Consider the following 22,378-nt stretch of genomic DNA (forward strand, 5'->3'; position numbering starts at 1 on the left):
GCCCGCCCTCGGGTCGGATGAACAGACACTGTGGGGGCCGTGCCCAACCGGGCCTCGATCTCGAGAACCGTGCCGCCGAGGTCATGGCATGGCCGCAACGGGTCGCCGCCGGACGAGATGAACCACGGCACGCCACCCGTTCCGGCTTTGACGTTCACGCACACCTCGACCCCGGGCGCGAGAACGAGCAGTACCGGCGGGACGCCGTCATACTGCCCCCGCGTAGACCAGCCCGCCGCAGCGAGCGCTTGGCCCAAGGCGCCGAGGTGGTCGGCTGCGTTCACATGTCCCGCCATGTCACCGCACCGGTCGTCCCGTCCCGCCACGCCTCACCGACGTGACCGAGTTCGACGTACTTCGCGAACCCGACCGGCGACAGCCCGACACGCCGCACTACCCCGCGCGTACCGCCCTCCGTCTCGCGAAGCGCGTTGTGGACGTCCCTGATCGCCTTGACGCGGTCGTCGGTGACGCCACCTCGTCCACCATCACCAGACCAGACGTCCCACGCGTACAACTCCACAGGGCCGCCCAAGAAGGAACCCATCACCGGACGTACCCGCCGCGTCCGCCCCGACCCGACACGCCCATGGTGGACGGGACGCCCGCCCGCCCGGCCTGCGGTATGACCGCACACCCCGCTGGACGGACGGCGAGCCCCGCACGGATCTCGTCGGCGAGTTGCCGAGGACTGTCGGCCTCCAGAAGCCGATCGCCCAGCATGGCCCACCAGAGCCCGGTGCACCTGCCGAACCACGCGATCACACCGGGGAACAGCCTCTCCAACTCCCGCCTGACCTGTTCGGTGCGCACGTCGGTCCGTCCAGAGCGGACGGCTTCCGCTACGTTGCACATGGATCGGGGCTCCTTCCGATCAAGGCCCCGGCCGGTGCTGCTATCACCGCGTCCGGGGCCGCCTTGTCTCTGGGTGCGGCGCTCGGTGTTCCGTCCCCCTGGACTGCTGAGACTCCAGCTACGGCCATTTGTGCGCCATCCGGCAAGATTCTGATGACGCTCTGAGCTGTCCGTCAATGCACCGTGCATGATCTTTTTGGCTTTCTGTTGCTCAGTCTGTGCACAGAGCAACGCATTTCCGGCACACTGGGGGCCATGGCACCGGTACCCCACAGCCTCACCGCACGCGGCCGCCGACTGGCCCGCGAACTCAAAGCCCACCGCGAACGGGCCGGGATGACACTCGACCAGGCTGCGGCGGCCCTGGGCTGGAACCGGTTCAAGCTCGGCCGGATCGAGGCCGGCAAGACCAAGGCCACAGTGGCGGACGTGGAGCGCATCCTCGACCTCTACGGCACCGAAGACTTCGTGCACGCCGCGCTTGTCCAACTGGCACGCGACGCAGGCCGGCGCGGCTGGTGGACCGCCTACTCCGGCGTCTTCACCGGCGGATACGTCAGCCTCGAAGACGAAGCATTAGAGATCCGCACCTACCACGTCCAGCTCATCCCTGGCCTGCTCCAGACTGAGGACTACGCTCGGGCCATCATCTCCGCCGGCGTCCCCAACGACCCGGACGAGGTCAACAAGCGGCTCCACGCTCGCATGGCGCGCAAGACACTGCTCAGCCGCCCTGACGCACCTACGCTCAGAGCCGTCCTCGCCGAGTCAGCGCTCCGGCAACTGATCGGCGGCCGACAGGTGATGCACGACCAACTCATTGACCTCAACCGCGCAGCCCAGCGGCCCAACGTCGACATCCGAGCGCTGCCCTACTCGGTCGGCGCCCATGCCGGAGTTGAAGGCTCGTTCGTCATCCTCGGCTACGCCGACCCGCTTGATCCCGACATCGGCTACTCCGAAGGCATCTACGGCAACGTCTACATCGAAGGTGCGGACCACGTCGCCCGATGCAACGCCGCGTTCAACGCCATCTGGGACGCCGCCCTCGGCAAGGAACAGAGCGCGGCCCTCATCACCGCAATAGCCGCAGACCTGTAGATAACCTGACCCCATGCATCCCTCCGCAGACTCGTCCACCGTGGTCTGGCGGAAGAGTTCCAAGAGCACTGCGACAGGCAACGAGTGCGTCGAACTCACCGCCATGACCGGGCTCATCGCCGTCCGTGACTCCGTCGATCCGGACGGACCCAAGCTGGCGTTCACATCATCCGCCTGGCGGGAGTTCATGACCCGTGTGAAGAGCGGCCAGAGGCTCGATCAGACCAGGTGACGTGCGTCCCAGACGCGCGGAAGCCGGGCGTGTACCGCCATCGCGTCATCAAGATCGAGCCGCTCTTCCCCGAGACGGATTCCCGGCTCGGCCACATGCCGGATCTCGGCGGGATGCTCGACTCCCTTGGCCGCAGAAGCCGCCCAGCCCACAACCCCATCGAGTTGCTCGACCACGGCCCAGCCAGTTGCCAGTAGCTCACCCGCAAGGTCGGCAAGGTTGTCCGGATCACCGACGACGGCCTCGAACGCCGCACGACCGCGAGTGATCAGCCACGCCCGGAAATCGGCGAACGAGCCGTCGGTCGTCCAGCCCAGTAGCACGCAGGCTGCGTCCCACCCCAACCAACGCCGCGCCCGCTCACCGACCGCCTGCCAACGATCGAAGAAAGCGGCCGCCTCGTCGGCGGGAAGCATCGACAGGCTTCGTTCCAGGGCGTTGACCAACGCTGCGAGGTCGCTGCCGCTGCCGGCGCGGCACTCCTCGATCACAGCCTAGAACTCGTCCTCGTCCATGCGCGCACGGTACCTCTCAGTGACGAGGCCCAATGGTCGGGCACACCGTGGCCGCAAAACGGCCGGCCGGTACGGGTCTGTCCAGTTAACGGTGTAACTCGATCTTGCTGGGGTCAGTTGCGGGTGGTGGTGAGGCGGCCTTCGAAGGCGATGTCGAAGGCGTTGAGGGCGGCCTTCCACCGCACGATCCAGCGTTTGCGGCCGGTGCCGGTCGGGTCCAGGCTCATCACCGCGAGATAGACGCACTTGAGCGCGGCCTGCTCGTTGGGGAAGTGCCCGCGGGCCTTGACCGCGCGGCGGATCCGGGCGTTCACCGACTCGATGGCGTTGGTCGAGCACACCACCTTCCGGATCTCGGGGTCGAACTGCAGGAACGGAACGAACTCGGCCCAGGCGTTCTCCCACAACCGCACGATCGCCGGATACTTGCCGCCCCAGGTCTCGGCGAACTCCAGCCACCGCTCCATCGCCGCCGCCTCGGTCGCAGCCGTGTAAACGGGCTTGAGCGCCTTGGCGATCTTGTCCCAGTCCTGCCGGGCGGCATACCGAAACGAGTTGCGCAGCAGATGCACGATGCACGTCTGCACAAGGGCCCGGGGCCAGACGTGGGCGACGGCGTCGGGCAGCCCCGTCAGCCCGTCGCACACCACCATGCACGCGTCGGCCACGCCCCGGTTGCGCAGTTCGGTGAGGACCTGCAGCCAGTACTTGGCGCCCTCGCCACCACCGTCCCCGGCCCACAACCCGAGAATGTCGCGGGTGCCCTCGACGGTGACCGCCAGCGCCACATAGATCGGACGGTTGGCGACCTGCCCGTCACGGATCTTGACCTGGATCGCATCCAGGAAGATCACCGGATACACGCTGTCCAGCGGCCGGTTCTGCCACTCGACCATGCCGTCGATGACCTTGTCGGTGATGGTCGAGATCGTCTGCTTGGACACCGAGGCGCCATACACCTCGGCCAAGTGAGCCGAGATCTCACCATGGGTGAGGCCCTTCGCCGACAGCGACAGCACCATCTCGTCCACCCCGGTCAGCCGCCGCTGCCGCTTGCGCACGATCTTCGGCTCGAACGTGGCGTCCCGGTCCCGCGGCACCTCGATCTCGACCGGCCCAACCTCGGTGGTCACGGTCTTGGAACGGTGCCCGTTACGGACGTTCCCGCCGCCCTCGCCCGCCCGCTCGTGCCGGTCCCGGCCCAGATGGTCGGTGATCTCGCCCTCGAGCGCGGACTCCAGCACCCGCTTGGTCAGCTGCTGCAGCAGCCCGCCCTCACCGGTCAGGTCCAGGCCCTGCTCACGGGCCTGGGCCACCAGCCGGCCGACCAGCTCCTGATCAATCCCCGCCACATCCGGGGCTGGTTTGTCGGACTCGGCCACCACGGCCTCCGTGCTCGCTTCGATTGTCATGCGTCACTCCTTGATCAGGAGTTACACCGAAAACCGTACAGTCCCGCCGGTACGGCAGTGTCCGGGGACTACGATCCAGGGCAGTGGTCGGGGCCTGGTCCTGACGTTCACAGACGAGGCAGTTCCCTTGCCAAGCGGTCGACGTAGGCGGGAGCCGTGAGGCGGATTGTCTCTTCTGGAACATCGCCGGTGTGCGCGTCGACGGCCATGTTGACGCCAGGTGTGGCGGCACCGCCGAAGTACTGGCGGAGAAGTGTGAATCCCTCGGAAGCGATCACCCCTACCCGAGGGTCCCGGACGAGGGCAGTAAAGGTCTCGGCTACTTCCCGGACGGGAACAGTGGCCATGATCCGGTAGACATCGCCTGCGTCCTTGTTGGTGAGGCGGTCCGGATGGGTGTGGCCCCGGCCGTGACGTTCAGCGATCTTGTAAGCCTTGGCGACCAGGAGAGCCGCGGGGCCGGCCACGTTGGCCGTCACGCTGCGCTCGTCGGCCGGGTCGAGACTGCGGATGACCACTGGGGAGCGGTTGACGGCACAGACCTCCAGGCCGGGGACCCACCGTGCAGTCATTTTTCCGTGCGGAGGGATCTTGGCGCTTCTGCTTCCGATCTTGTCCGCTAGTTCCTTGCCTACAAGGATGTCCAGCTCGATCGGGACGTCTTTGCCGTCTACCCGCTCGGTGCGCGCCCAGAGACCTGGCTGGTTGTCCTGTAGCAGGGTGAATCCCGCCGTCCGCAGAGCTTCGTCGACGAGCGGTTGATCATCCAGTACGGCGGGGTCGAGGCTTAGATCGGCATCGGAGGTGAAGGGAGCGTTCTGCAAAGAGGCGTCGGGTGTACGCAAGTAGACGGCTTGGGCCCCGACGACGGTGAACGCTGCAAGGTGCGGACGAAGGGCGATGAGGCCGTCGAGCAGGACTCGCCGCGATGCGATAACCAACTGGTTCCGGTCGAGGCCCTCAGGGACCTTGGCCATGTCCGACTCCCCCGCTTCTCTGAACCGGCCATATCCTTGCTGGTCGGCCGATGTCGTCGGCGTTCGAGCCTAGAGCCGGAGACCTTGATCAAGATGGCAGTCGGTCCAACTGCCACAGAGAGGTGTTTTCCGCCATGTAGGCGAGGACGGCTTCGCCCTCTGCCGGCATCCGGCCGGGACCGGAGAGACAATCCACGGCAAGCTGGCTCAAAGCAACCCTGCGGACGCCGTCGTAGTCTGCGGTCCGTGTGAAGACCACCGGGTCGTGAGCTCGTAGGAGAAGCACATCGCCTCCCTTGTCGACCCGCAACAGGGAGAGTTCGTCTCCGATCTCGTCGGGTAGGCGCGGTGGACCAGCGGGGTGATAGAGCATCAACTGTCCGCCTACAGCCAGCGGCGCCACCGTCCGTGCGGCATATGGCCCTGTTAGGGCGATATGCCGCCTGTGCTGCTCAGGAAGCGCGCGCAGTGCCTCGAACACCGCCTCGATGCCGTTTGGAGCGACCATCCTTACGTAGGAGTTATGTCGTAGAAGGTGGTAATTCTCGGCGCGGATGCGGAGAAGTTGCGACCAATCCACAGACGTGATGGTTCGGCCCTCACGGCGGATCAACAGCTGGTCCGCCATGGTGTCGAGAAGCCGTGAGACATAAGGCAGGCTGAGTCCGGCGGTACCGGCGAGCTCTGCGGCGCGGTAGGGCGGGGCGACATCAGCGAGGAGCCGTACAAGTCGGCCAGCCTTGATCCCGGCCAGAGTCACCTTGCCGCTCTTGGCGGTCCTGTGCGGAGAGCGGCTCGCGCCTTGCGTGAAGATGGCGATGGCCGGTCGCGTGATACGCAGCGCCGCGTTGCCGGTCAGGTCGATGTATCCGATGCCGTACTCGCGTAGGAGCGCCTGGACGCGCGGTGAGATCCAGGGGGTGATCACCACAAGGTTCGTGTAGTGGTTCACTTGCCGCAGCAGGCTCCACTTGGGCAGCAACTGCTCCTCTACCATGCGGGCCGAAACGCTCGTCTTCAAATCGATCATCAACTGCGTCAGGACGCTGTCGCCGTCCGCCTTCACTTCGACCAAGGCGTCCAAGGGCCGGTCCCCCCGGGCCTCCTGCGTGTGCGGCTGGACGGTGACCTGCCAGCCGGAGCCGAGAAGGTCGCGCAAGACTGTCAGCCCCTGCTCAAGGAGCGAGTCCGGAGTCAAGTCGTTGTCGAGGCTCACCTCACCATCCTGACACGTGGGATCCAGCGCATCCAAGCAAACCTGCCTGAATAGCCAACTTTCTTCGAGCAAGCAAGTTGTCGATTCAGGCAAGTTTGCCTTGGCCAAAACTTGCCTAGTGTGAGCAACTTGAGGTTCTGTGCAAGTCACGAGTCAGGCCCCGGCGGGTGCCGGGGCCTGACGTGTGGCTGATGCCGGAGAACCGAGCCGGAACGGGGATGGCTGGGTTCAGCGGACCTTCGGGACGTCGCCGAAGACGGGTGCCACCTCCGTCCACCGGTGGAGCTGGCAGCCGTCGGCACGTGTGAACTTCGTGTCGATCGGCTTGTCCTGCCAGGTGCCCTTGACCGTGGCGATCTCAGGGCCGCCGTAGATCTTGGTGCACATCTGGTCCTTGGGGACGGGCTTGAAGGGTTCCTTGGCCTTGGTCAGGGCCGCGCACGCGTCGGCGGCCTTCGGATGGGTACCGCCTGGAGGATCGCAGGTCAGCGTCCAGGTCTTGGCGGGGGCCTCCGCGGAGGCCCTGACGGTGATGGTGAGCGTGTCCGCCGGGGTGCCGGAGGGCTGCACGGACGTGGTGCCCGAAGGCTCCGCGGCGGGATTTCCGTTGGCCTGTTCGTCACCGCAGGCGGCCAGGGTCAGGAGCATGGCCACGCCGGGCGCGGCGAACAGGAGCGTCCGATACCGCATGCGTGATTCGACGCGGGGCCGGTTCGCGCGGTTCCATGGGGGGTGTGATGAATTTCGGGGAAGACGTACCGGCGGTCGGCGCCGCCGACGTCCCGCAGGACGGCTACCTGCTGGACGTCCGGGAGCAGGACGAGTGGGACGCCGGGCACGCGCCCGAGGCGGTCCACATCCCGATGCGGCAGCTGGGCGACCGGGCCGGGGAGGTCCCGCGCGACCGGGAGGTGTTCGTGATCTGCCGGTCCGGGGTGCGGTCGGCGCAGGTGACGGTGGCGCTCAACCAGGCGGGCTGGCTGGCGAAGAACGTCGACGGCGGGATGCAGAGCTGGGCGGAGGCCGGGCGGCCCATGGAGGGCGCCGGCGGCCGGCCGCCGTTCGTGGCGTGATCCGTAACGTATGCCCCCTTCTGGGGCGCGACGGGCGGTTGTACGATCAGGTCTGACCGATAACCGCGGGAGCTTGGGCCACAAGCCGGGCTGAGAGGGCGGCCAGCAGGGCGCCGCCGACCGCATGAACCTGTCCGGGTAATGCCGGCGTAGGGAGCGTGTCCCGTGACGTCCGACGTCGAACGGCGCCCTCAGGGCGAGCCGCCCGCCAACGAGGCCCCCTTCACCCTCGACGAGCCCGCTTCCAAGGTCCTCGGGTTCTGGGACCAGAGCGCCTTCTGGGCCAACCTCGGCGTCAGCCTCCTGGCCTTCTCCGGCGCCTACACCGTCCTCGCGCCGGACGCCGACGGCAGGCCGACCATCTCCATCATGGCGGGCATCGTCGCGATGGCCGTCGGGACGGCGCTCGGCGGGCTGATGCTCGGCCTCGCCGCCGTCCCCGGCGCCCGCACCGGGCAGCCCGCGATGGTGCTGCTGCGCGGCCTGTTCGGCGCCCGGCTGTCGTACGCGCCGACGGTCCTGAACATCGCGCAGCTCATCGGCTGGGGGACGTTCGAGCTGATCGTCATCGCGGACGCGGCCCGCGAGCTGTGGGACGGCGTGCCGCGCTGGGGCTACGTCGTCGCCGCCGGCGTGATCACGACCGTGCTGACGGTGTGGCCGCTCGGCTCGGTGCGGCTGCTGCGCCGGTACGTCACCGTCGCGGTGGGGATCGCGCTGGTCTACTTCTACGTGGAGCTCGTCCGGCAGCCGCTGCCCGACCTGTCGGAGGGCTCGTGGGGCGGCTTCTGGATCGGCGCGGACGCCGCGCTCGCGGTGTCGATCTCCTGGGTGCCGGTCGCCGCCGACTACACCCGGCACTCGCGGTCGGAGCGGGCGGCGTTCGGCGCCGCGTCCGTCGGCTACTCGGTCACGCAGATCATCGCCTACGTGCTCGGCCTGCTGGCGCTCGCGCTGGTCGCGGGCGACAGCACCAGGATCTTCGACCCGTTCCTCGGCGCCACGCTCGGCGTGGTCTTCTTCGCGATCTTCGTGCTGCGGGAGGCGGACCAGTCGTTCGCCGACACCTACTCCACCGCCGTGTCGATCCAGAACCTGTTCCCGCGCGCCGACCGCCGGGTGCTGAGCGTCGCGCTCGGCGCCGGCATCACCGTCCTCGCGCTCGTCCTGGACATCGGCGACTACGCGGGCTTCCTCACGCTGATCGGGTCGGTGTTCGTGCCGATGCTGGGCGTCCTCGCCGCCGACTTCTTCCTCGGACGCCGCCGCCGGGCCACGGGCGGTAAGGAGGCCGAGCTGGACGGGTGGGACGTGTCGCGGCGGGCGCCGTCCCGCTGGGGGATGATCGCGGCCTGGGCCGTCGGGTTCGCGGTCTACCAGCTGATCAACCCAGGCACGGTCGAGCACTGGGCGGGCTTCTGGCGGGACGTCCAGGAGGCGGTGCACTTCACGCCGCAGAGCTGGATGAGCGCCTCGCTGCTGTCGTTCCTGGTCGCGGGCGCGGCCGCGCTCCTCATCGGGAGGCTTACCAGGCGGTAGCCTTACCAGAAGGTAAGGTTCCCGTGGCAATTTTCGATGCAAGTTACCCGGCGCCGCGCCGGAGTCCGGTGGCACGATGACAGACGTGTACGAGCACGTCCACGATCCGATCGCGCGGGCCGTCATCGAGAGCGCCGCCGACGCGATCGTGGCGGTGGACCAGCGGCACCGGGTCACGGTGTGGAACCCGGCGGCCGAGCGCATGTTCGGCTGGAGCGCCGCGGAGATGATCGGGCGCGTCCCGCCGATCGTCCCGCACGAGCTGAAGGCCGAGCACAACGCCGTCCAGGAGCGGCTGCTCACCCGGCCCGCCGGGCCGGGCGACAGCGGGCAGATCTCGATCGCCACCCGCCGCTTCCACCGCGACGGCCGCCTCATCGACGTGCGCATCGACACGAGCCTGCTGCAGGACCCGGGCGGCACGCTGCTCGGCTGGGTGGGGGTGTACCACCCGGTCGAGGAGGACGAGATCGTCCAGCACCACATGACCGAGCGGGCCCGGCTCGTCCGGCGGCTGAACGACATCGTCGCCGATCTCAACGCCGAGCTGGACCTGAACGTCGTCCTCGACCGGATCACCACCGCGCTGATCGAGCTGACCGGCGCCGACGCGGGCGGCTTCGTCCGGATCGAGGGCGAGCGGCTGCGGCTGGTCAGCATGACCGGGCTGCCCGAGCACATGCGCGACCGCACCGCCGAGCTGCGGCCGAGCCTCGTCGGGGAGCTGCTGCGGTCCGGCAAGACCGTCAAGCTCGCGACCGGCGCGCGGCGCCTCGGCGACCTCATCTGGTCCGAGCTGCCCGGCCTGCACACGATCGCGCTCGGCCTGTCCTACCTGCAGAACCGGCCGTACGGCGCGCTCTACGCGCTCTTCTCCGGCAGCAAGGCCGGGCACACCGAGCTGGAGCTGCTGGAACTGCTCGCCGGGCACGCCGGCGTCGCGGTCGGCAACGCCGTCGCGTACGCGGAGGTCGTCCGGCAGCGGGCGCACGAGCGCGCGGTGATCGACTCCAGCGCGGACGGCATCGCCGTGCTCGACCACGACCTCGTCGTCCGGCAGTGGAACCCGGCCGCGCACGCGCTGACCGGCGTCCCGCCGGAGGAGGCGATCGGCCGCCCGCTGCCGTTCGGCATGCCCGCGCTCGGCGAGATGCTCACGTTCCGGCTGGAGTCGGGGACGTGGCTGAACGTCCTCGCCGCCGAGATCGAGGAGACCGGCGAGCTGGTCGTCGACTTCCGCGACGTGTCCGAGGCGAAGGCGCTCGAAGAGGCCAAGGACCTGTTCCTCGCCACCACCAGCCACGAGCTGCGCACCCCGATCACGGTCGTGCAGGGCTTCGCGTCCACCCTGGTCAACCGGTGGGACGAGCTGGCCGACGCCGACCGCCGCACCGCCGTCGCCACCATCGCCGAGCGCGCCCAGTCCCTCGCCCGCCTCGTCGAGCACCTGCTGCTCGGCTCCCGGGCCGGGGCCGACGAGCTGGCCGTGACGATCGAGCCGTTCGACCTGAGCCGGGTGCTGGAGGGCGTCGTCGCCGGGTTCCGGTCGCTGTCGCCGCTGCACCGCGTCGAGCTGGAGATCGCGCCCGACCTGCCGCCGTGCCGGGGGGACGCGATGGCGACCGACATCGTGCTCGGGCAGCTGCTGGAGAACGCGTTCAAGTACTCGCCGGACGGCGGGACGGTCAGCGTCCACGCCTACCCGGAGGGCGCCGACATCGTGGTGAAGGTCGTGGACGAGGGGATCGGCATCCCGGCCGGCGACCATGAGCGGATCTTCGAGCGGTTCGTCCAGGGGGACGCCGGGGACCGCCGCCGCTTCGGCGGCATCGGGCTCGGGCTGTACATCGTCAAACGGCTGACAGAGGCACAAGGCGGGAGAATTTCAGCTCATCCGGCTGAACGTGAGGGATCTCACATGAAAGCGGACAACGTCACCCCGAGTGGTGAAGTGCCGGAAATGGAACGGACCATAAGCCGTCCGCCCGCGCTCCTGCGGACCGCGCCCGGCCGCGGACCCGCAGGTGGCGCGCGTGCGGGCGAGGGAACGTGCATGCGGCTCGTGCTGCGCGGTGCCCGTTGACCCGGTTTGGTCACTCACCGTGACGACACTCCCTGCGGTGCGGCCCGGTGAGACCGTTGTGACCTGGGCGTTCAGCGGTCTCGACGGGTGGCAACCTGGGTTGGTGCGAGAAAGTACGGTGACCGCAGGGTGTGATGGACGAAACGCGTGCGGGAGGAGTAAGTCCGCCGTTGGCTGGATAGATCCTTTGATGGTTGCCGTTGGTGACGAGATTCCGTTCCGGGGGTGATCACCGTGACCGGACGGCCGGTGACTCGTTGTGCAGGTGATGACCTGGATGGTCCGGGTTTCCGGTCTTGGCCATCAGGGCATTTCGGTCGTACCGGAAGAGCGACGACGGGACTCGTCCGAGTAGCGGAACCAGGGGGAGGTGAGGGCGTCTGAGCGTCGTACTGCTGCCACACGCACCGTCCAGCGTCGCGGTCGCCCGAAGGCGCCTCAGCTCGGAGCTGGTCGACTCGGGGGTCTACGAATCCGTCGTGGACGACGCCAGCGTCATCGTCAGCGAACTCATCAGCAACGCCCTCCGCCACGCCCGCCCGCTCCCGTCCGGCCAGGTCCGGGTGTGCTGGCTGCGCCGCGGCGACGTCCTCGAACTCGAGGTCAGCGACGGCGGTGCGATGACCGAACCGCGCCGGGGCCCGGGCACGCTCTCCTCGCTCGGCGGCCGCGGCCTCGGCATCGTGGAGGCCCTGTCCGACGGCTGGGGCGTGCGCCACGAAGAGGGCGCCACCACGGTGTGGGCCGTTCTGCGTGCTCCCAGGTCAACGGAGGACAACGGCCGCTCCGCCCCCGCCGGCATGCACGCCGTAGTGCCCGATCTGTCGGCCTTTCCGGACCTGCTGGACGAGCCCGACGAAGATCTGTGCAACAGAAGCAGGAATGGAAGTGCCCCAAGCGGGGCATATCCGGCATAAGAGGGCCCCGCCTGGAAGGAACCCCGCCCGACCTTGTATGGTCCTCCCAAGCTCGGGCGCTGTCGTGCCCCCGTCGACACCGCCCGAGCTGTTTATATTTTTTTGCTCTCGGCGTCAGGCGCTGGGGCGCCTTCCTTCAACGAGCAAAACGGCGATCGCTGCATCGCTCCGGCTCGCCTTGCGGCTCGCTTCGCGATCAGGTTTCTTGCTTCGCTCGAAACCTGCCTTCGGACGCGATCGCAACGTGACCCTTGTCGACAATCTCGCTTACGGACGATCGGCTTGCCGCTCGCGCTCGGCCGGGGTCCCTCGGCTGATGCTGGTGCGTCCCTGGCGCTTTGTGCGTGGTTCTCTCTGATCCGTTTTCGTGGATCGCGATGCCTCTGGACGCTGTTGTGCCAGGTGGTGGGGTGCGCGGCTTTGTTCGTGCTGGTCATGGCCATTCGGCGGCCGTGACTTGCGCCGTTCTCCGGTGGTGGTCGTGCGGGTCAGATGTCGTCGCGGAGGACGGGGCAGGACATGCAGCGGGGGCCGCCTCGGCCGGTGCCCAGTTCGCTGCCGCTGATGCGGATCACTTCGATGCCCGACGCCTCCAGCTGGGCGTTCGTCTCGATGTTGCGCTCGTAGGCGACGCAGAGGCGGGGGGCCACGGCGAGGGTGTTGTTGCCGTCGTCCCACTGCTCGCGTTCGGCGGTGACCGGGTCCAGGCCGGTGTCGATCACCTTGAGGCGGTCGAGCTTCATCGCCTCGGCGGCGGCTTCCAGGAACGGGCGCGGTTCCGAGACGCGCAGGTCGCCACTGGCGACGGTGACCGTGTGGGCCGTCAGCGAGTGCGCCACCGGCGGGTACATGACGACGGTGTCGACGTCGACCATCGTGCAGACGGTGTCGAGGTGCATGGTGGCGCGCTCCTGGGCGATCGGGACCGCCAGGACGGTGTGCGCCAGGTTCGCCGCGAAGACCTGGCGGGCCAGGCGCTCGACGCCGGCGGGGGTCGTCCGCTCGCCGGTGCCGACCGCGATCACGCCCGGGGACAGCAGGAGGACGTCCCCGCCCTCGACGTGTTCGAGGGACGGCGAGTACACCGGCTCCACGTCGGCGAAGCGCGGGTGGTGGGCGTAGACGAGGCCGGTCAGGGCCGACTCGCGGCGCCGGGCCTCCATGGCGAGGCTCGTCACCGCCACGCGGTCGCCGATCCAGGTGCTGTTGTCGCGGGTGAACAGCAGGCCGGGCAGGGGGTCGATGATGAAGTCGAGCCGGTCCATGAGCCGGTAGACCAGGCCGTGCCCGGACTTCAGCTCCTCGTGGGCGAGGCCGCCGATGAGCGTCTGGGTGAGGTTCTCCGGGTCGAGGTCGCGGAGGTACTCCTCGACGATGCGGCGGAGCTGGTCGCCGAGGCGCAGGTCGACGACGGCGTCGGCGATCGCCTGGTCGCGGGCCGGCTCGTACTCCAGCGCGTCCTGGAGCAGCTCGGTCAGGTAGAGGACCTCGACGCCGCGGGAGCGGAGGGCCTCGGCGAACGCGTCGTGCTCCTCCTGGGCGCGACCCGCCCACGGGATCGCGTCGAACAGCAGCTTGTCGCTGTTGCGCGGGGTGAGCCGTTTCAGTTCGGCGCCGGGGCGGTGCAGCAGGACGGTCCGCAGCCGTCCGACCTCACTGGTGACCCGGTGCTCTGTCTTCGCTGCCGTCACTCTTCGAAGTCTAAGCATGTGCCAGCATTCGAGCGTGTTCGGACGGACCGCGGCGCTGCCGCTTCACCTCACCTCGGCGACGCTGCTGCGGGTGTCGGCCGAGGGCGTCGCGACGGCGCTGGTGCTGACCGTCGAGGCGCGGACGGGGGACGCGGCCACCGCCGGGTACCTGCAGACCGCGATGACGCTGCCGTACGTGCTGAGCGGGCCGATCATCGGCAGCGCGCTCGACCGGGTGATGCGTCCCCGGTCGGTCGCGGTGGTTCTCGCGGCCTGCTACGCCGTGGCCACCGGGCTGCTGCTGGCGACGGCGGGAAGCTCGCCGCTCGTGCTGGCGCTCGCGATCGCCGCGGTGATCGGCTGCACCGAGCCGATCGTGGTCGCGCTGACCAGCCTTTTGCCGAGGTTCGTCCCGGAGGGACGACTTTCGCGTGCTTATGGGTTGGAGGCGTCCAGCTACAACCTCGCGGGCATCGCGGGGCCCGGTCTCGCGGCGGCGCTCGCCTCGCTGGCGGGCGGTCAGTATGCGGGCACCGCCGTCGTCGCCGTGGGGGTCCTGGGGCTGCTGACCTTGCCGCTTCTTCCCTTTCCGGGGCCGGACGCCGCGCCGCCGGCGGAGAGGCGGGGTGGTCTCTCGGTGATCACGGGTGGGCTCGTCGTGCTGGTCGAGGGGCGGGTCCTGCGGGCGCTGACGGTGGCCACGACGCTCGCCTGGACGGGCTTCGGGGGCGTCGCGGTGACGGCGGTGCTGCTCGCCGAGCACATCGGGGCCCCGCCGAGCGCGGGCGGACGGCTTCTCGTCGCGCTGGCGGTCGGGTCGCTGATCGGGTCGCTGGCGTCCAGCCGGTGGCTGACGCCGAAGCATGCGGAGCCCGTGATGGTGGCCGGGCTGGTCGCGTTCGGGGCGTCGCTCGCGGCCCTCGCCGTGGCGCCGTCGCTGCCGTGGGCGACGGCGGCGTTCGTCGCGGCGGGGATCGCGGAGGGGCCGGTGTTCGCGGCGACGCTGATGCTCCGCCAGCGCGAGTCGCCGCCCGACCGGCTCGGCCAGGTCAACACGACGGCGGGCAGCCTGAAGATCGGCGCGTCCGCGCTCGGCGCCGCGCTGACGGCCGTCGCGGCGGACGCGGTCGGCCCCGTCGGCCTGGTGCTGGGGATCGCCGGGTTCCAGTTCGTCGGCGCGGCGGCGGGGATGCTCCTGCTGTACGTCCCCGGGCGCCGAAAACCGGTCGACGTGGATGGTATTCGCCCGTAATGTCCGGACAGCGAGGCTTGCAGCCGGCGCCCGGACGCTCGCGGTCATCATCCCGCTGAGCGCGGCGCCGGCTGCTTCCTTTTTAATGCTTCGACTTCCGCCGGCGGGCTCCGTAATGTGCGGGACATGTTCATCGCGGCCGGCACTCCGACGCTCGCAGGCACCGACCTGCTGAGCGCGCTGCCGGTCGCCTTCTTCGCGGCAGCGGTCGCCGCAGACGGCGTCCGACGCTGACCCCTCTCCGTCCTGCCTCCGGAGAACCAGCGGAGGGGGGTGGTCCGAGTGAACGCGGCCCGTGCGCCGCGCGGGTTCTCACGTTCGGCATCGTGAGGACGGAAAGACCATGGCGAAGAAGCTCTACGAGCGCGACAAGCCGCACCTGAACATCGGGACGATGGGGCACGTCGACCACGGCAAGACGACGCTGACCGCGGCGATCACCAAGGTGCTCGCCGAGCGCGGGCTCGCGTCGGCGGTGCCGTTCGACCGCATCGACCGAGCCCCGGAGGAGCGCGACCGCGGCATCACCATCAACGTCGCGCACGTCCAGTACTCGACTGCGACCAGGCACTACGCCCATGTGGACATGCCGGGGCACGCCGACTACGTGAAGAACATGATCTCCGGTGCCGCCCAGGTGGACGGGGCCGTGCTCGTGGTCTCCGCGCAGGACGGTGCGATGCCGCAGACGCGGGAGCACGTCGTGCTCGCGCGGCAGGTCGGCGTCGAGCACATCGTGGTGGCGCTGAACAAGGCCGACATGGTGGACGACACCGAGCTGCTCGACCTCGTCGAGCTGGAGGTCAGGGAGCTGCTCTCCGAGTACGGGTTCCCCGGCGAGGAGATACCGATCGTCCGGGTGTCCGGGCTGCGGGCGCTGGAGGGCGACCCGTACTGGACGGCCCGCATCGGCGACCTGCTCGACGCGATCGACGCGTACGTGCCCGTCCCGCGCAGGGTGCTGGACGCGCCGTTCCTCATGCCGGTCGAGAGCGTGCTCACGATCACCGGGCGCGGCACCGTCGTGACCGGGGTCGTGGCGCAGGGCTCGGTCCGGCTCGGGGACGCGGTCGAGGTCGTCGGGCTCGGCGAGTCGTTCGGCACCGTCGCGACGGGGCTGGAGACGTTCGGGCAGACCATGGACCGCGCGGAGGCGGGCGACAACACGGCGATGCTGCTGCGCGGGGTCAAGCGCGACCAGGTGCGGCGCGGGCAGGTGGTCAGCGCGCCGGGCGCGATCCGGCCGCACACGCGGTTCCGGGCGCGGGTCCGGGTGCTGACCGCGGCCGAGGGCGGCCGGTCCAGGCCGTTCTTCCACGGGTACCGGCCGCAGTTCCACTTCCGCACGACGGACGTGGTCGGCGGCATCGACCTCGGCGGCGAGGGCGGCATGGCGCTGCCCGGCGACACCGTCGAGATGGCCGTCGAGCTTGGCAGGCCGGTCGCGATGACCGAGGGGCTCGGCTTCGCGGTGCGCGAGGGCGGCCGGACGGTCGGCGCCGGCACGGTGACCGAGCTGCTCGGCTAGCGGGCGGGGGCCCGGCGGGAGCATCCGCCGGGCCCCTTAGCCTTGGGGCGCCGGGAATCGCCGTATCCGGGATGACCGCTTGGTCGTGAAACGCTGGCGGATGCGATCTTGATGTGGTGAGATTTCGGCATTACCCCCGCAGATAGCCTCATACTGGAGAACGTGTGCGATCCCCCCGCGCCCTGATTCCCCTGCTCTCGGTCTGCGCGGCCGCCGCGGTCGTCACCGCGGCCGCCACCGGCGCGAGCATCGACGGCCTGCCGGGGGGTGGAGGTCCCGCCCACGCCGACGCCCCGGCCCCCCGCCCCGCCGCGGTGACGATCAACGCGGTCACCTGGAACGTCTGCGGCGGCCCCGGCTGCCCGTCCGCGGCGGAGCCCGCGGCGCTCGCCAAGCAGATCGTCCAGCGGACGCGGGCCACCGAGGTCGGCGGGCGCAAGGTCAAGACGAACGCCGTCCTCCTCCAGGAGGTCTGCGAGGGGCAGGTCCGCACCGCCGAGCAGTCCACCGGCACCTGGACGTGGGCGTTCGCCGCGACCCCCGGCGGCGCGTCCTGCGCGCAGGGCCAGGGCCGGGTCGGCGTCGCGATCGGCACCGACAGCCCGCTGACCGAGACCCGCCAGGCCAAGCTCCCGGCCCCGGCGGGCCGGACGCGCATCGCGCTGTGCGGCGAGGTCGCGTCGTGGGCGACCCGGGTGTGCGTCACGCGGCTCGACCCGTCCGAGGGCGGCGACTGGCGGCAGAAGGAGGCCCGCGCGCTCGCCGTGCTCGGCGGCGGCGGCCGCGTCCTGCTCGGCGGCGACTTCGCCGACAGCCCGGACAGCCCGGCCCTCGACCCGCTCTACGGCGCCTACGCCGAGTGCGACCAGTCCGGCTCGTCCCGCACCGGCGCGATGACCCGCCAGAACTGGCAGGGCGCCGCCGTGCAGAAGACCGACTACCTGTTCATCCCGAAGGCGGCCGGGGTCTCGTGCAGCGTCCCCGCCACCCGCGTCCGGACGTCCGACCACCGCCCGATGTCCGCCGAGGTCCGCTTCAAGTGACGCGGCCGCCGGGGGCGGTGGACGCCCCCGGCGGTTCGGTCACGTCAGTGCACTGAGCGCTCTTCGCCCTGCCAGTAGGGGGCGCGGAGCTCGCGCTTGAGGATCTTGCCCGTGGGGTTGCGCGGGATCTCGTCGCGGCGCTCGACCGAGCTCGGGCACTTGAAGTGGGCGAGATGCTCGCGGCAGTAGTCGATGATGTCCTTCTCGGGGACGTCCGACGACAGCACGACCAGCGCCTTCGGGGTCTCGCCCCAGCGCTCGTCCGGGACGCCGATGACCGCGCAGTCGGACACGGCGGGGTGGCCCATCAGGACGTTCTCCACCTCCGCCGGGTAGATGTTCTCCCCGCCCGAGATGATCATGTCCTTGACGCGGTCGTGGATGTACAGGTAGCCGTCCTCGTCGAGGTAGCCCGCGTCGCCGGTGCGGAACCAGTTGTCGTCGGACAGCGCGCTCGCGGTCGCCTCCGGCATCCCCCAGTAGCCCTTCATGTTCTGCGGGGTCCGGCAGAGGATCTCGCCGACCTGCCCGGCGGGGACCTCCTCCTGCGTCGCCGGGTCGACGATCTTGAGGACGGTGGTGTCGTTGGCGAGCCCGGCGCTGCGCAGCCGGTGGGTGTTCGGGCCGTCCGGGTCGTGGTCGGCGGCGGGCAGCATCGTGATCGCGCCGGTCACCTCCGTCAGCCCGTACACCTGCATGAACTCGGTGCCCGGCAGCATCCGCATGGCGCCGCGCAGGACGTCCTCGCTGATCGGGGACGCGCCGTACAGCATCAGCTTCAGGCTGGACAGGTCGCACGCGGCGACCTCCGGGATCAGCTGCATGAACTGCAGCAGGACCGGGACGAGGAAGATGTGCGTGACGCGGTGCCGCTCGATCGCCTGCGCGATCAGGGTCGGGTCGGGCTCGCGGGCGATGACGCCGGTGATCGCGTTGTAGACCGCGGAGACGGTGAGGACGTTGCCCGCGACGTGGTACATCGGCATCGCGACCATCAGGACGGACGACTCGTCGATGTCCCACACGTCGGTGGTCACGCTCAGCGCGGCGAGGAAGTTGTCGTGCGTCAGCATGACGCCCTTGGGCAGCCCCGTCGTGCCGGACGAGTAGAGCTGGACGAACACGTCCGACGTCTCGGGCTCGTGCTCGGGCGGGGTGTCGGGCGCCGCGTCCACCCAGGCGGCGTAGTCCCGGTAGGCGTGGTCCTGACCGTTGACGACCACCATGTGGTCGGTGTGTTCGAGCTTGCCGGCGATCGCGTCGAGGACGGGGACGAACTCCGGCCCGACGATGAAGACCTTCGCCTGCGCGTTGTTGACGATGTAGGCGACCTCGTCGGGGGCCAGCCGGTAGTTCACCGGCACCTGGACGGCGCCGATGCGGGCCGCGCCGAACAGCTGCTCGGCGTATTCGAGCGAGTTCTTGTCGAGGATCGCGACCCGGTCGCCGGGGCCGACGCCCGCGGCGGTGAGCGCGTTCGCGACCCGGTCGGCGCGCCGGTCGAAGTCGCGGAAGGTGATCTCATTGTCGCCCGCGATGTACGCGAGGCGATCGGGATGTGAACGTGCGCGTTCGCGCAGCACCTCAGTCAGACCGGGCACGGTATGTCCCTTTCGCCGATGACCGCCTGGTTATTCCGGCATCATGCGGTCACCGGCGACGCCCCGCAAGGGGTATGAGCTGCTCGGTCAGCGGCTTTTGGACATCTTGGACACGGCGGTCACGGCGAGTACCACGATGACGGCGACGAGTCCGATGAAGAAGAAGAACTTGAGCATCGAGATGATGGCGCCGATGACGGTCATCGCCAGCCAGATCGCGAGCACTACGCCGATGATGGTCAGGATCGTCTTACCCATGTCTCCACCGTATGCGCCGGTTCGGCGGGGGACATCACCCTTGGGAACGACCCTGGCCCTGACCCGTCCCCGACGCGCGGCGGAGCCGCACCCTGAGAACCCCTGAGGCGAACCCTTACGGCCGCCGCAAATCCTTACAGGGTGGTGACGTGGACGCGGGGCGGCCGCGTCCACCGCATACCGTGTCCTGCGTGAACTCCGTGACCCCCGCGGGACGCGTCCTGGTGGTCGACGACGACCCGACGGTGGCGGAGGTCGTCGCCCGCTACCTGGCCCGCGACGGGCACGAGGTGGCCTGCGTGGCGGACGGCCCGACCGCGCTGCGCCGGGCGCTCGACCAGCCGCCGGACCTGATCGTCCTCGACCTGATGCTGCCCGGCATGGACGGCCTGGAGGTGTGCCGCCGCCTCCGCGAGACCTCGGCCGTGCCGATCGTGATGCTGACGGCGCTCGGCGCCGAGACCGACCGGCTCGTCGGGCTGGAGACCGGCGCCGACGACTACGTGACGAAGCCGTTCAGCCCGCGCGAGCTGGCCCTGCGCGTCCGGTCGGTGCTGCGCCGGGCGCGCGGGGCGCTGGTGCCCGCCGTCCCGGCCGGGCCGCTGCGCGACGGCGACCTCGCGGTGGACGTCGGCGCGCACGAGGCGCAGCTGCGCGGCGAGCGGCTCGCGCTCACCTCCCGCGAGTTCGACCTGCTGGCGTTCCTGCTCCGGCACCCGCGGCGGGCGTTCACCCGCGACGAGCTGCTGGAGCGGGTCTGGGACTGGACGTTCGGCGACTCCTCCACGGTGACCGTGCACGTCCGGCGGCTGCGCGAGAAGATCGAGGACGACCCGACCGCCCCGCGCCGCATCGTCACTGTGTGGGGCGTCGGCTACCGCTACGAGCCCGTGGTGGACGAGCCTCTGGTGGACGGGCGCGTGGTGGACGAGCCGTGATCCCCTTCGAGGACCTGCTGTGGGTCGTCTGGTACGCGGTGCTCGCCGCGTGCACCGTGGCGGCGGTGGCGCTCGCCGCCCTGTACGTGCTGCGCGGCCGCTCGGTCGCCACCCAGATGATCGTCGTGGGCGTGGCGACGGTGCTGGCGACGATCTCCGGCATCATCGTGATCTCGTTCATGATGGTGCTGAACGACCATGACCGGGCGGTCGTCCTCGCGGTCGTGGCGTCCGCGGGCGTGGTCGCGATGGCGGTGTCGGTGCTGCTCGGGCGCCGCCTGGTGGCCGCGAACCGCACGCTGGTGGAGGCGGTCCGAGCCGACCGGTTCCGTCCGCCCGCGGCGCGCCTTCCCGCCGAGCTGGCCGAGCTGTCCCGCGAGCTGGAGGCGGCCTACGACCGGCTGGCCGCGTCCCACGAGCGCGAGCAGGCCCTTGAGGCGAGCCGCCGGGAGCTCGTCGCCTGGGTGAGCCACGACCTGCGCACTCCGCTGGCCGGCCTGCGCGCGATGGCCGAGGCCCTGGAGGACGAGGTCGTCGCCGACGAGCACACCGTCCAGCGCTACCACGGCCGGATCCGCGTCGAGGTGGAGCGGCTCACGGAGATGGTGGACGACCTGTTCGAGCTGTCCCGGATCCACGCGGGCGCGCTGCGCCTGTCCCGCGAGCGCGTCGGCCTCGCGGACCTGGTCGCGGAGGCGGTCGCGGGCACCGAGGCGCTCGCCCGCGCGAAGGGCGTGCGGCTGCGCGGCGACGTCCGCGAGGGGCTGCCCGTCCAGGTGGACGCGGGGGAACTGGGCCGGGCGCTGCGCAACCTGGTCGTCAACGCGATCCGGCACACCCCGGGCGACGGCTCCGTCGAGATCATCGGCGAGGTCGCCGACGGGGAGGCGCGGGTGACGGTCGCCGACGCGTGCGGCGGGATCCCCGAGGCCGACCTGCCGCGCGTGTTCGACGTCGCGTTCCGCGGCGAGGCGGCCCGTACCCCGGGCGGCGGCGCGGGCCTCGGCCTCGCCATCGCCCGCGGCATCGTCGAGGCGCACGCGGGGCGGATCGGCGTCGCCAACGACGGCCCCGGCTGCCGCTTCGAGGTCCGGCTCCCGCTGACCGCCGTCTGAGGCCGCCCGGTCGCCCGGCGGCCTCAGGTCTCCAGGGTCTCGGCGATCGTGCGGAAGGTGGGGCAGGGCCAGCGGGACATGCAGGCCCGGCAGCGGCGGATGGGCCGGTCGGGGTCGCTGGTGATGCCGCCGGACTCCTGCGGGCGGTGCAGGTCGAGGAGCCGGACGCCGAGGTCGGCGAACGCGATGACCTCCTCCCGGGCGCCGGCGAGGAAGGCGAGGTCCTCGCGGGACAGGCGCGTCCGGACGGGGACGAAGCCGTTCCGGTTCACCAGGCGGGACAGCAGCTGGGTGGACGTCCGCCACGAGCTGGACTTCGCCGAGCGGGTCCGGATCGCCTCCAGGCGTTCGCGGAGCCGGGTCTCTCTCGGATCGGCCTTCGGTTGCACCCGCTCAGCCTCTCTCACTCCGGCCTCCCGTGAGGGGGGAACCGAGGAGATGGTCCGGGCGTGATCGCGCCGCAGGAACGCCGAAACCAGGACATCACGGTACGTAGTAACCAAAGCGTGCGGGGCTGGCAAGGCGGCGACACGCCCAGGAAACACCCACCGCACAGGGGACTTGGCGAACTGCCTGGCCCACCGGCCGTTCCCGAGATAGTGTGCCGAACGTGGAGCTAAATGTCTCGACCGCGTCTCAAGGAGGTCACGCCGTCGTCACGGCGACCGGCGAGCTGGACCTGTACACCGCGCCCAGGCTGCAGGCGGCCCTCGCGGGGCTGCTCCGCGAGGAGGTCACCCGCGTCGTGGTCGACCTGAGCGGCGTCGAGTTCTGCGACTCGACCGGCATGAACGTGCTGCTCTCGGCGATGAAGCGGCTCAAGGAGCAGGGCGGCGCGCTGGAACTCGCCGCCCCGCGCCCGGCCGTCCAGCGGATCCTGCAGGTCACCGGGCTCGACACCGTCTTCACCGTGACGAAGGCCGCGCCGGTGCTGGACGCCGGCTGACCCGTCCGACCCATCCGGCCCGGCCGTCCCGGCCGGCCGTCCCACCGTCCGACCAACCGTCCTTCGAGCGGAGGCGGCCTGCCGGG

General features: G+C 70.1%; 23 protein-coding genes. 12 read left to right on the forward strand and 11 right to left on the reverse strand.

Annotation, left to right across the window (positions count from 1 at the left end; translation table 11 throughout):
* Window positions 1-280 precede the first annotated feature (280 nt).
* Both ACGFI1_RS37720 and ACGFI1_RS37725 read right to left on the reverse strand, forming a co-directional pair.
* On the reverse strand, window positions 281-547 hold the full coding sequence (locus ACGFI1_RS37720; protein WP_387068983.1) for a hypothetical protein: 267 nt from the start codon (window positions 545-547) through the stop codon (window positions 281-283).
* Window positions 547-855 carry a hypothetical protein gene (locus ACGFI1_RS37725; RefSeq protein WP_386875052.1) on the reverse strand — a complete coding sequence of 103 codons (309 nt, stop codon included), beginning with the start codon at window positions 853-855 and terminating at the stop codon, window positions 547-549. Before ACGFI1_RS37725 ends, ACGFI1_RS37720 begins: the two co-directional genes overlap by 1 nt.
* Before the next feature lie 255 nt (window positions 856-1,110).
* On the opposite strand from ACGFI1_RS37725, the gene ACGFI1_RS37730 reads away from it, so the two are divergent.
* Together ACGFI1_RS37730 and ACGFI1_RS37735 are read left to right on the forward strand one after the other, a co-directional pair.
* Window positions 1,111-1,956: a helix-turn-helix domain-containing protein gene (locus ACGFI1_RS37730; protein ID WP_392792466.1), complete on the forward strand. Its 846-nt coding sequence runs from the start codon at window positions 1,111-1,113 to the stop codon at window positions 1,954-1,956.
* A gap of 13 nt (window positions 1,957-1,969) precedes the next feature.
* Window positions 1,970-2,188: a DUF397 domain-containing protein gene (locus ACGFI1_RS37735; protein ID WP_392792469.1), complete on the forward strand. Its 219-nt coding sequence runs from the start codon at window positions 1,970-1,972 to the stop codon at window positions 2,186-2,188.
* Here the strand turns inward: ACGFI1_RS37735 and ACGFI1_RS37740 are convergent.
* The 5 genes from ACGFI1_RS37740 to ACGFI1_RS37760 form a co-directional block, all read right to left on the reverse strand.
* Complete coding sequence (locus tag ACGFI1_RS37740; RefSeq protein WP_392792472.1) at window positions 2,176-2,679, reverse strand: DUF4240 domain-containing protein; 504 nt, start codon at window positions 2,677-2,679, stop codon at window positions 2,176-2,178. The two genes, ACGFI1_RS37735 and ACGFI1_RS37740, sit on opposite strands and share 13 nt — an antisense overlap.
* Before the next feature lie 137 nt (window positions 2,680-2,816).
* Window positions 2,817-4,109 carry an IS256 family transposase gene (locus ACGFI1_RS37745; RefSeq protein ID WP_392792616.1) on the reverse strand — a complete coding sequence of 431 codons (1,293 nt, stop codon included), beginning with the start codon at window positions 4,107-4,109 and terminating at the stop codon, window positions 2,817-2,819.
* Between the two features lie 113 nt (window positions 4,110-4,222).
* Window positions 4,223-5,092: a hypothetical protein gene (locus ACGFI1_RS37750; RefSeq protein ID WP_386875045.1), complete on the reverse strand. Its 870-nt coding sequence runs from the start codon at window positions 5,090-5,092 to the stop codon at window positions 4,223-4,225.
* An 88-nt stretch (window positions 5,093-5,180) separates the two neighbouring features.
* Window positions 5,181-6,308, reverse strand: a complete 1,128-nt coding sequence (locus ACGFI1_RS37755) for a hypothetical protein (RefSeq protein WP_392792474.1) — start codon at window positions 6,306-6,308, stop codon at window positions 5,181-5,183.
* A gap of 228 nt (window positions 6,309-6,536) precedes the next feature.
* A complete protein-coding gene (locus ACGFI1_RS37760; RefSeq protein WP_386875041.1) occupies window positions 6,537-6,998 on the reverse strand; it encodes an SSI family serine proteinase inhibitor in 462 nt (153 codons plus the stop codon).
* A 47-nt stretch (window positions 6,999-7,045) separates the two neighbouring features.
* On the opposite strand from ACGFI1_RS37760, the gene ACGFI1_RS37765 reads away from it, so the two are divergent.
* The 4 genes from ACGFI1_RS37765 to ACGFI1_RS37780 all read left to right on the forward strand — a co-directional run bounded on the left by ACGFI1_RS37765 (window position 7,046) and on the right by ACGFI1_RS37780 (window position 11,920).
* Window positions 7,046-7,381, forward strand: a complete 336-nt coding sequence (locus ACGFI1_RS37765) for a rhodanese-like domain-containing protein (RefSeq protein WP_138640863.1) — start codon at window positions 7,046-7,048, stop codon at window positions 7,379-7,381.
* 165 nt (window positions 7,382-7,546) lie between these two features.
* Complete coding sequence (locus ACGFI1_RS37770; protein WP_392792478.1) at window positions 7,547-8,920, forward strand: purine-cytosine permease family protein; 1,374 nt, start codon at window positions 7,547-7,549, stop codon at window positions 8,918-8,920.
* Window positions 8,921-8,996: 76 nt separating this feature from the next.
* Window positions 8,997-11,003, forward strand: a complete 2,007-nt coding sequence (locus ACGFI1_RS37775; RefSeq protein ID WP_392735464.1) for a sensor histidine kinase — start codon at window positions 8,997-8,999, stop codon at window positions 11,001-11,003.
* A 395-nt stretch (window positions 11,004-11,398) separates the two neighbouring features.
* Window positions 11,399-11,920: an ATP-binding protein gene (locus tag ACGFI1_RS37780; RefSeq protein WP_387069168.1), complete on the forward strand. Its 522-nt coding sequence runs from the start codon at window positions 11,399-11,401 to the stop codon at window positions 11,918-11,920.
* A gap of 488 nt (window positions 11,921-12,408) precedes the next feature.
* Here the strand turns inward: ACGFI1_RS37780 and ACGFI1_RS37785 are convergent, their stop codons facing one another.
* Window positions 12,409-13,611 (reverse strand): arginine deiminase, encoded by a 1,203-nt coding sequence (locus tag ACGFI1_RS37785; protein WP_392792482.1) that lies wholly within the window; start codon window positions 13,609-13,611, stop codon window positions 12,409-12,411.
* 34 nt (window positions 13,612-13,645) lie between these two features.
* Here ACGFI1_RS37785 and ACGFI1_RS37790 point away from each other — a divergent pair, with 34 nt between their 5' ends.
* From ACGFI1_RS37790 to ACGFI1_RS37800, 3 genes are all read left to right on the forward strand, one after another.
* Window positions 13,646-14,863: an MFS transporter gene (locus ACGFI1_RS37790; protein ID WP_392792484.1), complete on the forward strand. Its 1,218-nt coding sequence runs from the start codon at window positions 13,646-13,648 to the stop codon at window positions 14,861-14,863.
* Between the two features lie 343 nt (window positions 14,864-15,206).
* On the forward strand, window positions 15,207-16,391 hold the full coding sequence (gene tuf / locus ACGFI1_RS37795; RefSeq protein WP_387069001.1) for an elongation factor Tu: 1,185 nt from the start codon (window positions 15,207-15,209) through the stop codon (window positions 16,389-16,391).
* A gap of 164 nt (window positions 16,392-16,555) precedes the next feature.
* Window positions 16,556-17,434, forward strand: coding sequence for an endonuclease/exonuclease/phosphatase family protein (locus tag ACGFI1_RS37800; protein WP_392792487.1), 879 nt, complete (start codon window positions 16,556-16,558; stop codon window positions 17,432-17,434).
* A 44-nt stretch (window positions 17,435-17,478) separates the two neighbouring features.
* On the opposite strand, the gene ACGFI1_RS37805 is transcribed toward ACGFI1_RS37800, so the two are convergent.
* Window positions 17,479-19,035 carry a long-chain-fatty-acid--CoA ligase gene (locus tag ACGFI1_RS37805; RefSeq protein ID WP_392792489.1) on the reverse strand — a complete coding sequence of 519 codons (1,557 nt, stop codon included), beginning with the start codon at window positions 19,033-19,035 and terminating at the stop codon, window positions 17,479-17,481.
* A gap of 87 nt (window positions 19,036-19,122) precedes the next feature.
* On the reverse strand, window positions 19,123-19,293 hold the full coding sequence (locus ACGFI1_RS37810) for a hypothetical protein (protein ID WP_171069016.1): 171 nt from the start codon (window positions 19,291-19,293) through the stop codon (window positions 19,123-19,125).
* Between the two features lie 191 nt (window positions 19,294-19,484).
* Between ACGFI1_RS37810 and ACGFI1_RS37815 the strand changes: the two genes are divergently transcribed.
* Both ACGFI1_RS37815 and ACGFI1_RS37820 read left to right on the forward strand, forming a co-directional pair.
* Entirely contained in the window at window positions 19,485-20,231 is a 747-nt protein-coding gene (locus ACGFI1_RS37815; RefSeq protein ID WP_392792492.1) for a response regulator, read from the forward strand.
* On the forward strand, window positions 20,228-21,346 hold the full coding sequence (locus tag ACGFI1_RS37820; RefSeq protein WP_392792494.1) for a sensor histidine kinase: 1,119 nt from the start codon (window positions 20,228-20,230) through the stop codon (window positions 21,344-21,346). Before ACGFI1_RS37815 ends, ACGFI1_RS37820 begins: the two co-directional genes overlap by 4 nt.
* A gap of 23 nt (window positions 21,347-21,369) precedes the next feature.
* Here the strand turns inward: ACGFI1_RS37820 and ACGFI1_RS37825 are convergent, their stop codons facing one another.
* The gene (locus ACGFI1_RS37825) at window positions 21,370-21,753 is read right to left on the reverse strand and encodes a hypothetical protein (protein ID WP_240807598.1); all 384 of its coding nucleotides are present in this window, start codon (window positions 21,751-21,753) and stop codon (window positions 21,370-21,372) included.
* A gap of 203 nt (window positions 21,754-21,956) precedes the next feature.
* Between ACGFI1_RS37825 and ACGFI1_RS37830 the strand changes: the two genes are divergently transcribed.
* The gene (locus tag ACGFI1_RS37830) at window positions 21,957-22,292 is read left to right on the forward strand and encodes an STAS domain-containing protein (protein ID WP_138636689.1); all 336 of its coding nucleotides are present in this window, start codon (window positions 21,957-21,959) and stop codon (window positions 22,290-22,292) included.
* Window positions 22,293-22,378: the final 86 nt, after the last annotated feature.

The organism is Actinomadura geliboluensis (assembly GCF_043197915.1).
Lineage (GTDB): Bacteria > Actinomycetota > Actinomycetes > Streptosporangiales > Streptosporangiaceae > Spirillospora > Spirillospora geliboluensis.

What these genes read in the sequence shown, in the direction of transcription:
- ACGFI1_RS37725 (WP_386875052.1), bottom strand. Translation starts at nt 855, where the DNA reads ATGTGCAACGTAGCGGAAGCCGTCCGCTCTGGACGGACCGACGTGCGC.
- ACGFI1_RS37735 (WP_392792469.1), top strand. Translation starts at nt 1,970, where the DNA reads ATGCATCCCTCCGCAGACTCGTCCACCGTGGTCTGGCGGAAGAGTTCC.
- ACGFI1_RS37810 (WP_171069016.1), bottom strand. Translation starts at nt 19,293, where the DNA reads ATGGGTAAGACGATCCTGACCATCATCGGCGTAGTGCTCGCGATCTGG.
- ACGFI1_RS37775 (WP_392735464.1), top strand. Translation starts at nt 8,997, where the DNA reads ATGACAGACGTGTACGAGCACGTCCACGATCCGATCGCGCGGGCCGTC.
- ACGFI1_RS37750 (WP_386875045.1), bottom strand. Translation starts at nt 5,092, where the DNA reads ATGGCCAAGGTCCCTGAGGGCCTCGACCGGAACCAGTTGGTTATCGCA.
- ACGFI1_RS37760 (WP_386875041.1), bottom strand. Translation starts at nt 6,998, where the DNA reads ATGCGGTATCGGACGCTCCTGTTCGCCGCGCCCGGCGTGGCCATGCTC.
- tuf (WP_387069001.1), top strand. Translation starts at nt 15,207, where the DNA reads ATGGCGAAGAAGCTCTACGAGCGCGACAAGCCGCACCTGAACATCGGG.
- ACGFI1_RS37720 (WP_387068983.1), bottom strand. Translation starts at nt 547, where the DNA reads ATGGGTTCCTTCTTGGGCGGCCCTGTGGAGTTGTACGCGTGGGACGTC.
- ACGFI1_RS37730 (WP_392792466.1), top strand. Translation starts at nt 1,111, where the DNA reads ATGGCACCGGTACCCCACAGCCTCACCGCACGCGGCCGCCGACTGGCC.
- ACGFI1_RS37765 (WP_138640863.1), top strand. Translation starts at nt 7,046, where the DNA reads ATGAATTTCGGGGAAGACGTACCGGCGGTCGGCGCCGCCGACGTCCCG.